The following is a 12,317-nucleotide window of genomic DNA, read 5'->3' on the forward strand; positions in this document are numbered from 1 at the left end:
TATTCCGTTTTTTTTAAAAAAAATATAAAATGAACTTTGTAGCATGATTATTACAATATCATTTTTCGCTAAAAATAATAATCAAGATGTTTCTTTTAAAGCCAAAATTTTATTAGATGGGAATTTAAAGTTAATCTTCAAAACATTTTTCTTTTAAATCCAAGTTTTATCAAATGGGGGGATTAAAGTTAATCTTCAAAACATTTTTCTTTTAAATTCGGAATTTTATCAAGCAGAGATTCAAAGTTAATCTTCAAAACATTTTTCTTTGTTCCCATTCAAAAGACCATACTCGCCCGTTCAGCGGTGTATGGTCTTTATTATTTATAATTTGTAGTGTTCTTAATCGCGCATAAAGTCAATTTTGTAGCAACTGTTGCAACAATTTTCGCCGCTGACGATTATGGGACAACAACTGCTGTCGGTACAGTTGGTATCTAAAAAAGCACCATTGAGCGTATAACGGTAGCTGCCCACCGCCGTAATAGTGTAGTATTGTGCAGTAGCTCCGGCAATGGTTTCGTATTGTTGCGTGGTTTCATTGAGCTGATGCCACTGATATTGATTAGCTCCGTCCGGCGCACTTACTTCTATTGAAATTACTTCATTGTTGCATACTTTGTAGGGGGTAGTAATACAAGTACCCTGCCTGTTGAGTTGATACATCTGTCCGCCCACTTCCAAAGAGTCCATTTCTATTCTATGTATGCCTTCTGTTTTGGCAACGGCGGTGAGGTTGAGCGTAACCTCTGCTCCTGCTCCAATACTCTGCATCAACGTCCAGGTGTCGGTAGCAGCATCATAGATGCCCTGCGGATTATTTTTGAGATAATATTGCACGCCCAAAGGCAGCAAATCGCTGATAATGACGGAGTCCACAGCTGTTGTACCCAAATTGGTGAGCGTATAGGTCAAATTAACCTGCCCCTCCAAAGGCACAATTTCACTATCGCGGCTGATTTGCAACAACAAGGCTTCGGCTTCCTGCATAGCTCCGCGCTCATACGCTCCTACATCATAAGTTTGGTCGGTGGGTAAGGCATTGCGGTAGTAATCTTGATTGCCATCGTCAATATTGAGATAATCAAAAATAGCGACTCCTTGATTGATGAGCGGCGATAGCGGCTGCAAATAATATTGCCACAAACCGGAGCCGGTGTTCAAAAGTTCCGGACTGCCCACTGTGCCGCCGCCGCCTGCATCGTAGAGCAATGGATTGACATTAAATCCGGTATTTGTACCATCTATCCAACGCTCCTGAAAAACACCGTTGCGCCACTCTTCCAACGAGTGGTAAATTTTATCCCAGCGCATATAAAATACTAAATTGCCATCGGCAGCCCAATAATTATTGCCCCAAAATTTCACATCGGCATTGAGGCGGCTTTTGACGGTTTCGGTAGTGCCATTGGTAATAAATATATTGTTGAATACTTTGGTATCATAAAAATGGTCGGTTTGAATTTCTATCGCACCGCCTGTACCCGAAGTAGTGGCAGCATCTTTATATACAGTATTATTGTGTATATCCACATTATGAACCGTGGTAGTGCCGGCATCGCAAGCCCACAAATGAATACTGGAATAATAGGAGTTTTCGGCATCGTTTTCGGATATATTGTAGCGGATAATATTGTTGTAAAAAGGGCGTGCTTCGCAAAACTGTGCTATCAGATAGCCGGGTCCATAGTTGTCGTGCGAATAATTGTATTGAAGCACAGAGTTGGTAACGCCGCCGTCAAAATCAAAGCCGCCGCCGTCAATGGTAGTAGAATTGTTGTGGTGCGACTCGCAATATTGAATGAGGGCATTGTTGGTATCCCACACCCAAATGCCAACAGGTCCGGAGGGCCAATTGTTGTTTTCGCCATTGTTATACGATTCGCAATATTCTATTACAACGCCATCTACACCGCCTATTTGTATGCCACTGCCCGAGTGCTGCCACGAGTCGGTGATACCCCGATTGTTATACGTTTTGCAATAACCGATATAAAAATCCGAAGAGCACCAATCCGTTGCATTTACATTCCAACGGTTAATCACCTCTATACCGGCGTGCAGGTTGTCGTGCGAAGAACAACCTACGATGTCAAAATCTATAAAACCGCTTCGCGAGTTGTCGTATCCCGCCGCTTCTATGCGAATACCCGCATCTTTAAAGCCAAAAATTTCCAAGTTTTCTAACCTAAAATTTCTCAATTTGGTATTATTGGGCAAAGTATTAAAAACATGAATACCGGGCATTTTGTAAGTGTATAAACCATTGCCCTGCGCTATAATATTTTTTAAATGAATACCCTCCATATCGCTGATTAAAACAGCGCAACTGTCGCCTGCAAAAATGGTAGCACGCGCTGCGGCATCGCTGCCGTTGTAAGTAGTAACAACAACAGGGTTTTCGGGTGTACCACTATCATTTAGGTTGAGTTTGAGCGTGCCGTAAAAAGTTTTATAGGCTTCCAAAAATAAGGTATCGCCAGGCTCAAAATTATGCTGATTAGCAACTTGAAGTGTTTGCCATGGCGTATAAATAGAAGTTCCGTTATTCAGATAATCATCACCATAAGGGCTGACATAATAATTAGTAGCCTGCAAAGAAAAATGAACTAAAAATGCCAATATTATAGGTACATAAGTAAATTTTCGCATGAGGATTTCAAGAGTTGATTAATCAAAAAATTCTTGTTTCCCCGTTATTCAGTAAAAACTATGCCTAATCTACAAAGCAATATACGGACAGGTAAGAATAAAATTTTAAAAAAACATCACAAATGATTAAAAATCAATTATTTATAAAATAAAAATCATTGTTAAATATATTATTTATTCAGTGTATGAAATATTACCATGCGCTCACATATTACAAGTGTATGTTATCTTGAACAATATTGTACTTTTTCATATCCCTACCTTTTGATTTATTGGTTTGTTTTATTTATATTCGCTGAAGATCTAATTTTTTTCATTGTTTCACTAACTTTCAAAATCAATATGTTCAGATTCATTATCTCTTTCTATTATGTATGGATAGTTGTCTTTTGTTGTGTCGGTTCAAATCTTTGCGCACAAACTTGTACATACTTAGCTTATGACGGCTTCCATCACAACGCCAATACCGCTTTGAACACACTCAACGGTGGCACGGGCTGGGCGATGCCTTGGCTAACCCAAAACGAAAACAACACCATACCCGGCTATCAAATCAGTGGTAGTGGCTCTCTGGCTTTCGGCGCACTCCAAACAATGGGCAACTCTATCAGTGGCGGCGATTCCTACCTCACCACCGGCAGGCTCTTAGATGACGACGACGGCGGCGCATTTGGGCAATATGTAGCTCCCGACAACAATGGTATCGGCACACTCAGCGAGGGTGATACTTTGTGGACGAGTTTTTTGTTGCGCAAAAATGAAAATAACAGCGAAGAGGTTTGGATAGATTTGCACAATGACGGCAATATTGGCTGGTGTTCGGGTTGCGCCACACAACATATTGCGGTGGGATATTTCGGCAGTGCACAATCTGATGTAAGCGGACAACGCCGCTGGACTTTGCGCATCAACGATAATTATTATCCTACCTCCGTGCCGATAACCATAAGCACTGCTGCTTTTATGGTATTGCGCCTGATTTTTACTACCAACAATACCCAAGTGGCTTTATTTGTGAATCCTGCTACTTTGGGCAATAATATTCCGGCTTCGCCTACAATAAGCCAAAGCAGTGGTGCTAATAATATTATCCGAGGCGTGGCGGTATATTTAGGTGATAATGCCAACAGTGGAGCAGCTGATGAGTTGCGCTTTGCTACTTCTTACGCTTGCGCAGCTCCCGACAACACCATTTCGGTAAATCTGCCGCCAACGGCTGATATCGTTGCTACGCCCTCATCAGGGCAAGCCCCTTTGACGATAAATTTTAGCGGCAGTACCTCCACCGACCCCGAAGGGCAGACACTTTCTTATATTTGGAACTTTGGAGACGGCTCACCCGAAGCAAGCGGAGTAAATGTATCGCATACTTATACCAACTTGGGTATGCTCAATGCTTCTTTAACCGTTACTGATAATTTGGGACTACAACATACTGCTTATCAAACAATTACAATTTTAGACGAGAACAACACCTATCCCTGTCAAACTTCATTTACGGTACAAAATATGCCCTCGTGTAGCACCAATAATGGCAGCATTACAGTAAATGCCGCTAATGGCGTAAATTTTCAGTTGTACAATGCAACCAATACACAGATGCCCGTTACCAATGGCAACCAATATCAGAATCTGGCAACCGGAATTTATACTTTTACGGCAAACAATGCAGCCGGCTGTACCGACACTTTTCAACTGCATATGGCAACAGACAGCAGCACCTGCACCACTTGGCAGCCCAATATCTGTGCTATGGACATCGGAACGAATATGAGCGGTTTTGCAGATTGGGGTGTAGAGCGACCTATGAAAAATTTGTTCAAACAGATACGCCCCGAACCTATTCCTTTTACTACCACTTGTTTTTGCTGGTATGTTCCCGATATTTTAGACGATATGATTTTTGATACCAACGGCTACCCTACTCATATTCCGCAAACCACTCCTGCGGGCAACAATACGGTGCTGCGCTATGTTATTTCATCAGAAAGCGAAACAGGTACTAACTTACAGATGGGTCAGGAATATGTGCTGCTCTATGACGGCACAGGAACGGTTCAGGTGGGTGGTGGCGTGAGTGTGAGCAGCAGTACAGCAGGCAGAATACAATTCAATTTATTGGGAAATAATAATATTTTTATTGAAATTTTATCTTCCACGCTCGGAAATCACGTTCGCAATATACGCCTTTTGCGCCTCGCCGATGAATTTGCCGACCTCAACAATGCCCCTTTTTATCAGGTTTTTTTGGATAAAATTGAGCCTTTTTCCGTACTGCGGTTCATGGATTGGGGACACACCAATAATAATCCGGTAACAACCTGGGCGAATCGTTCTTCGGTTGATTATTTCACTTATGCCACCGACACAGGCGTACCTTACGAAATGATGATACAATTAGCCAACCAAACCCAAAAAGACGTGTGGATTTGTGTGCCACACGCCGCCGACAACGATTATATTACACAAATGGCAACTTTCTTTAAAGACAACCTCAATCCGAATTTGAATATTTATTTGGAATACAGCAATGAAGTATGGAATTGGATTTTTTTGCAGGCGCACTATAACGACCAAAATCGCCCTACGAACCTCAACTACAGACGTGCTTATGCCGAAAAAGCAACAAATGCTTTTGAAATATGGCACAATGTATTTGGTGTTCAAAAAAACCGCGTGAAGCGTGTGCTGGGTATTCAGGTAACTTTTAATTATCTCAACGAACAGATTTTGTCGCAACTCAAACAAGACGAATGGGATTATGGCGCACCTACTCATTATTTCGGGCTTGACCACGAAGCCACAGGAAATCCGGTTTTAACGGCAACTTCAACGCCGCAAGACATCATCATCAATGCCCGCAATGCTTGGCTGCAAAATCTGTATTTATTTAAAAACGACTACAATCAGGTGCATTTGTTTGGAAAAGAAGTAGTAACCTACGAAGGCGGACAACATTTTGTAGGCAATGTATTTGGTATTCCTTACGATTATCAGCAAGCGATGTGGGACGCACAATACACCTCCTCCATGTATGATTTGTACAACGAAGTACACGATACCATTCGCACTTGGGGCTGCCGTTTGGCTACCAATTTCAGCCTTGCTGCCCCGCAAGAAAGTGTATATGGCTCGTGGGGCGTACTCAACGATATTGATATAGCTCCACCTTATATGAACACCGCACCCAAATACCAAGCCTTATTGGATAATATCGCCAACCGCCCCAATCCTATTATCAGCGGCACTTTGGAAGTTTGCAACAGCGAGCAACAAACATACAATGTTCCGTTTACCGCCGGACATACCTATATATGGACAGTAACAGGCGGAACGATTGTTTCGGGGCAGGGCACTCACCAAATTACTGTGCAATGGAACAGCGGCACAGCAGGAACGGTGACGGTAGAAGAAAGTGCGCCTTAGCCGAAAAGCAAAACATTTTTTATTCGTAAAAACCCGTTCAATCCGTCAAATCAGTGTTCAAAAAAATATTGATATGAAATCAGTATGTATATAAAGATAAAACATTGTTTTATAAAACTTTATAACAAGTACACATCATACATTTTTAAACTAAATTTGCTGTGCTTTTAGCATTCTTTATTAAAAACATCTTGTATTATTCATATTAAATAATAGCTTTTTTCAATGAAAAGAAGGGATTTGTTGCGCTATTTGTCGCTGATGATGCCGGCTGCTGCCTTAGCTCCGTCACGTTTGTTGGCAGCACCACAAACTACAAGCAGCCAATGTTGCGGACATTTTATTGTGATAGGAGCAGGTGTAGCAGGTTTATATGCGGCGTATCGTATTGTACAGGCAGGCGGCACGGTTACTGTGTTGGAGGCTTCTGACCGACACGGCGGGCGTGTGCGGCATATCAACGGCTTTGGAAATTTTCCGGTAGAACTCGGAGCAGAATTTGTACACGGCAACGGCAATCAAAACGGCAACCCACCTTCTTTTTTGTACAAAGACATCAATACTTATAATTCCTCCTGGCTCAAATCCGTAGGTCAGCAAGATACTTTATATACGATTGACAATACCACTGTTTGGGATTCCGAAACAGATGACCCCGATATTTTGCAGGTGTGGGAAATTATAGATGCCGTATGGAATTATTCGGGTCCGGATATAACGGTAGCAGAATATTTGCAAAATGTCTGGAATATAGCACCCGGGCATCGCACCTGGCATTTTTATGAAACATACATAGGTGCAGAGCATGGAACTTCGCTCGACCAACTCAGCATGCGCGGCTATGCTGCTCAGGATTATTTGTGGCTCACCGGCACAAATGATTATGTATTAGACGCTGCTTATCTGAATATTTTAGATACCTTGTATTTTAATAACATACTATCCAATATTCAATATAACAAGCAGGTAGTTGCCGTAAATTACAGCAGTGACGGCGTGGTGGTTACCGACCAAAATGGTGCAAATTATGTAGGCAATGCTGCTGTGGTGGCAGTGCCTTTGACTATTCTGCAAGACGGCGACATCAGTTTTACGCCCGCTTTGCCCTCCAATAAAACAGCAGCTATCAATGGTATAGGAATGGGGGCAGGTATGAAAATATGGTTAAAATTCAGTTCGGCATTTTGGAATACGGCTCAAATGTTTGATGTATTGTGCAAAAGTAATACTACGCTCGCCTGGGCTTCGGGAAAATTAAAAACAGGGGCTACCAACAATATCCTTAATTGTTTTATAATGGGCGAGCGTGCCGAATATATGAGTGCGCAAGGCAGCAACGCCATCAATATTGCTTTGGCAGAACTCAACAGTATCTTTGGCGGTAATGTGGCGAGCAATAATTATGTAGATGGAATCATTATGGATTGGTGGCAAGAACCTTTTATTCGCGGGGCATATTCTTATCCCATAGCTGGTACTTATCCCAGTTCAGCACCGCCGACAGGCACTTCCAAACGCCAGATTTTGGCGCAAGCCGTTAGCAATAAACTATTTTTTGCGGGCGAAGCAACCAACAACAACCACCCTTCTACGGTGCATGGCGCATTGGAGTCGGGCGCAAGGGTGGCTCTGGAAATCTGCAATGCTTTTCCTGCCAACGTTCCTGCGAGCATCAGCATTAGCGGGCTGCAAAATATATGTGCCAATAATGGTGCTATTTACAGTATTCCTGCCGTTGCCGGAACGAGTTATAACTGGACGGTGACAGGCGGAACGATTGTTTCGGGGCAGGGCACTCACCAAATTACCGTGCAATGGAACAGCAGCACGGTGGGTACAGTATCTGTAGAACAGACTGCACCCTGATAAACAAAAAACTCCCCTTTACTGTAGTTAGCAAAGGGGAGTTTTTATTATATAGAAAAACTGCTGCAATACAGCACTATTTTACAATAAATTACGCCAAATTAGGGATACGCAACACTTGACCCGGATAAATTTCATCGGCGTGTTTGAGCATCGGTTTGTTGGCTTCAAAAATAGCGGGGTATTGCATGGCATCGCCATAGTGCGCTTTCGCAATTTTTGACAAAGAGTCGCCGGATTTTACGGTATAAAACACAGCAACCGGTTCTTCTACTTCTACTTCAAGGCGGTCGTCAACGGTAGCTATACCATCTACATTCCCTACGGCCAAAATCACTTTTTCTTTATCGGCTTGCGAACCCGCTTTGCCCACGATAGTGGCTGTATCGTCTTCAACAGCTACATATAAATTATCAATTTCAAAACCCAATCCTTTTATCAAATTGACAAGCTGGTCGGCTTTGCGCGAGTCCAACTCTTCCTGACTGGGAGCAGCAGGTGCGGTAGGTGCAGCAACAGTCGGAGTTGCTTTTTCTTTAGAGCCGAAAATTTTTGCTCCGGCATTTTTAATGAATGAAAATAATCCCATTTTTTTGTTGTGTTAAAATTTTATTTGTAATTTGTGAAATAATAAGATTTTGTGTGTTTTTTAAAACTTTAATAGTAAAAACTTTAATCATTGCTTAAAAAGTTCCTTTATAAGTAGATAATTTTTATTATTTTACTAAAAACTGCAATTTTATTTTATTTGTTACGCCGAATTTAAATATATCTTTTATTGTACTTCAACACAATTATACCATGAAAACACACTACAACTATTATATTTTCTTAGTGCTTTTATTAACACAGCATCTGCGGGCACAGGAAATTTCTTATGAATTGCTACACGATTTTTCTTTGGCGGATATGGACAGCATCGCCCAAGAGTGGAACTTGCCCTCTGCTATTTTAAACTTGCAGTATCCGGTAAAAATATATCGCATTCATTATGAAACTCTCAATGCGCAGGGTACTGATATTACACAAGCCAGCGGTGCTTTGGCAGTGCCGCAGGGTTATGTATGCCCTGTACCTTTAACAACATATTTGCACGGCACTATTGCGCACCGCCAAGATGCCCCTTCTTATGGTTCTAGCGAAATGTATATCGGAATGTTTTTTGCGGCGATGGGCAATGTAGTAGCAATGCCCGATTATTTAGGATTAGGCGATTCGCCCGGGCTGCATCCTTATGTACACGCCCACTCCGAAGCCTCCGCCTCCATTGATATGTTGCGTGCCACCCGTTCCCTGTCCGAAACCTTAGCCTTTCCGATGAACGAACAACTTTTTATTTTCGGCTACTCGCAGGGCGGGCACGCTGCTATGGCTTTGCACCGCGAACTTCAGTTGTATTACGGCGATGAATTTACGGTAACAGCCTCTGCGCCCATGTCGGGACCTTACGATATTTCGGGCGCACAAACGCAATACCTCATCGCCGATACACCTTATGCCACCCCTGGCTATTTGCCTTATGTGGCTTTTGCCTATCAAAGTGTGTATGGCGATTTATATGAGCAAGTATCCGACTTTTTGGTAAGCCCTTACGATACGCTGCTGCCCCCTCTTTTTGACGGTGAACATTCTATGGGTTATATCAACAACCTTTGTACGCCTGTGCCAAAAAATATGATACAGCCTCAGCAGTTGGAAGCATTTATCAACGACATCAACCACCCTTTCCGCAAAGCCCTGCGCGATAATGACGTGTATGACTGGACTCCCGAAGCTCCGATGGTATTGTGCTATTGCAAAGGCGACGATCAGGTGAGTTATCAAAATACCATAGTGGCTTATGACAAAATGATTGCCAACGGCTCTACTAATGTGGTAAAAATGAGCTTGGGCGACAACCTCGACCACGGCGGTTGTGTGATGCCTTCTTTATTCACCGGAAAAGACCTTTTCGACGGCTTGCGCGAATTGAGCAATGGTATGGCAATTGCTTTTGTTCCTTCTTATCCCAGCAACAGCACTGCTGCCGATGGTGCTATTGCGGTTGAAGTTTCGGGCGGCGCGGCAGGTTATACTTATCAATGGAACAACGGCAGCACGAGTGCCGACCTAAATAATATAGGTGTGGGTACTTATACACTTACGGTTACTGATGATTGGGGGTGCAGCATCACCCGCAGCATAGAACTTACCACAGCAGTGGGTATCAATGAGGCGGCAGCTACGACTTTCTGGCGTGTGCTACAAAATCCGGTGTACGACCATACCCTGCGTATCGCTGCCCCGATGAACGAGGAAGAAATAATTTTTACTATCAATAATACTTTGGGGCAAGTGGTGTACGAGCGCAAAATATTGGCAACTCCGACTATACAAATTGACCTCAGTGCGTTGCCGGCAGGTTTGTATCAATATACAGCTACCAGCATACGATATATGCAGCAAAACAACGGAAAATTTATCAAGGTTTTTTAGCAAACGAAAAAGTAAACCTAAAAAAACACCGATACCTCACAAGTGTCGGTGTTTTTTTAGGTTTTTCAGTGCTATGTAAATTTTTATTGTCTGAACCACTGATTTATCGGATTAAATGATTTTTGGGATTTTTTTCATCGCTTCACGAACTTTTGGGTAAATACTTTGCCGGACTTGGTGTATGCTTGCACAAAGTAGATGCCGCTGGCGAGATGCGCAACGGAAAGTTCGTTTACTCCCTTTTGCGCTTCATTTACTCCCCCTGACCCCCTCTCAGAGGGGGAATTTGTACTCCCCCTTGCCCCCTCTAAGAGGGGGAATTGCTGTCCGAGGGTGTTGTATATTGCTACATTGGTGAGGGCTTCGGGGCTGTGGATAAATAGCTTATCGGTGGCGGGGTTGGGCGTGATGCTCAAAAGTTGCGCCTGCTCCACCGACTCAATGTCTATTGCTTCACCACCCAAATATAAATACTCGCTCTCGCAGGACCAATCCTCCAAACAGCCCTGAGCATCTACTTTCAGCAGCCATACATCGGCACTGATTTTTTCCTCTATTACATCGTAATACGAACACTCCCCACAAGCCGCATAGCCCCCATCGGGTGTGGCTACTGCTTTCATCAACCGTGAGTTGCTGTAAATATTCTCAAAAGGGTTGAACTTCGGTAAATAGGTACGCTCCCACTCCTTCTCGCCATTCGCACTGAATTTGCACAACCAACCCGTTCGTGATGAAAAAATCTCTTGAGGGTCTTTTATATTATAATTACTGCCTACCAATAAGATGCCGCCGTCTGCTGTGGGCAGCATATCTGCAATACCCGGCGTTTCGCTCCCCGTGCCCCAACCCTCAAAACTGTTGAGTGGCAATACCCACAGCGTATCCTGCATATTCGCACCACTCAACTTGCCCAAATAGGCAAGATAACGAACTGCCATAAAAACCGTAATGCTGTCCAAAGGGTGGCGGCGGCTACCCGTGAACCAATAGTTCCCATCTTGGGCGGGTACAATGGAATGGCGAAACGAAACCGAGTCTGCCTGCTCCAAATAGCCCGCTGTATCAATGCGCAATACAAAGTTTTCTTGCAACTCGCCCCAAGGGCGATTGATATTGCCTACCGCATAATATTTGCCGTCGTGACCGATATGTAATCGAATTAATGACTCGCCTTCGTTTTTATCATCGCTGCTGATGTGGTAGGTGCGCTCCCACAATACATTGCCCAAGGTATCTAATTTCATCAATACACTCACACTCCCCACCTCCCCAAGTACATATCGGTAGCCAAATACTAAGAGGTTGCCTTCGGGGGTTACTACCACACCATCGCCCGACTCCGTGCTGTCCGTTTTTCCGTATTGCCGCGTCCAGAGGGTATCGCCTTTTGCATTGAGCCGCTGTAGCATTATCTGTATATCCGCCGCCAAATAGTAGGAGCCGCAACGCCAATAACCCCCGCCCTCCGCAGGGGCTATGGAATTGTAGCTCAATACAAACCCGTTGGGAAAATAATGTTGCGTATTTTCCCATTCAAAGGTGCCATCGTGTGCCACCGACAGCAGGGAAGCACAGGAAACGGGTGCGCCATTGAAACCAAAACATACTTTGCGATTTTCTATGATATACGAGCTGTCGGTTAAATATATATTCGTGCCGTGGTCGGAGGCTTTGAACTCACCATAATGCTCCGAAAAAGTGTAGTTGCTCTGTGCGCAAAGCGGCAAACCTTGCAGCAGCAAGCGCACTAATAGCAGCACCTGTACTGTGATTTTTGGAATTTTAGGATGACCCTGATTTTTATAGTTCATTGCTGTTGTTTTTATTGTTTGATAAAAATTGTCTGAACCGTGATTTTTACACTTCGGCTGCGCTCAGTGTTCTTCATTCCCCAA

At 43.4% G+C, this 12,317-nt stretch carries 6 protein-coding genes; 3 read left to right on the forward strand and 3 right to left on the reverse strand.

Translation table 11 applies throughout. From position 1 onward, the window contains the following. Positions 1–342: 342 nt before the first annotated feature. Entirely contained in the window at positions 343–2,652 is a 2,310-nt protein-coding gene (locus tag IPL35_01790; protein ID MBK8442201.1) for a DUF11 domain-containing protein, read from the reverse strand. Positions 2,653–2,994: 342 nt separating this feature from the next. On the opposite strand from IPL35_01790, the gene IPL35_01795 reads away from it, so the two are divergent. Continuing rightward, positions 2,995–6,078 (forward strand): PKD domain-containing protein, encoded by a 3,084-nt coding sequence (locus IPL35_01795; GenBank protein MBK8442202.1) that lies wholly within the window; start codon positions 2,995–2,997, stop codon positions 6,076–6,078. 225 nt (positions 6,079–6,303) lie between these two features. After that, entirely contained in the window at positions 6,304–7,944 is a 1,641-nt protein-coding gene (locus tag IPL35_01800; protein MBK8442203.1) for an FAD-dependent oxidoreductase, read from the forward strand. A gap of 91 nt (positions 7,945–8,035) precedes the next feature. On the opposite strand, the gene lysM is transcribed toward IPL35_01800, so the two are convergent. After that, a complete protein-coding gene (gene lysM, locus IPL35_01805) occupies positions 8,036–8,533 on the reverse strand; it encodes a peptidoglycan-binding protein LysM (protein MBK8442204.1) in 498 nt (165 codons plus the stop codon). Positions 8,534–8,778: 245 nt separating this feature from the next. On the opposite strand from lysM, the gene IPL35_01810 reads away from it, so the two are divergent. Continuing rightward, the gene (locus tag IPL35_01810) at positions 8,779–10,419 is read left to right on the forward strand and encodes a hypothetical protein (protein MBK8442205.1); all 1,641 of its coding nucleotides are present in this window, start codon (positions 8,779–8,781) and stop codon (positions 10,417–10,419) included. Between the two features lie 134 nt (positions 10,420–10,553). On the opposite strand, the gene IPL35_01815 is transcribed toward IPL35_01810, so the two are convergent. Next, the gene (locus tag IPL35_01815; GenBank protein MBK8442206.1) at positions 10,554–12,233 is read right to left on the reverse strand and encodes a T9SS type A sorting domain-containing protein; all 1,680 of its coding nucleotides are present in this window, start codon (positions 12,231–12,233) and stop codon (positions 10,554–10,556) included. Positions 12,234–12,317 lie beyond the last annotated feature (84 nt).

The sequence above is a fragment of the Sphingobacteriales bacterium genome (assembly GCA_016711285.1).
In the GTDB taxonomy this organism is placed as follows: domain Bacteria; phylum Bacteroidota; class Bacteroidia; order Chitinophagales; family UBA2359; genus JADJTG01.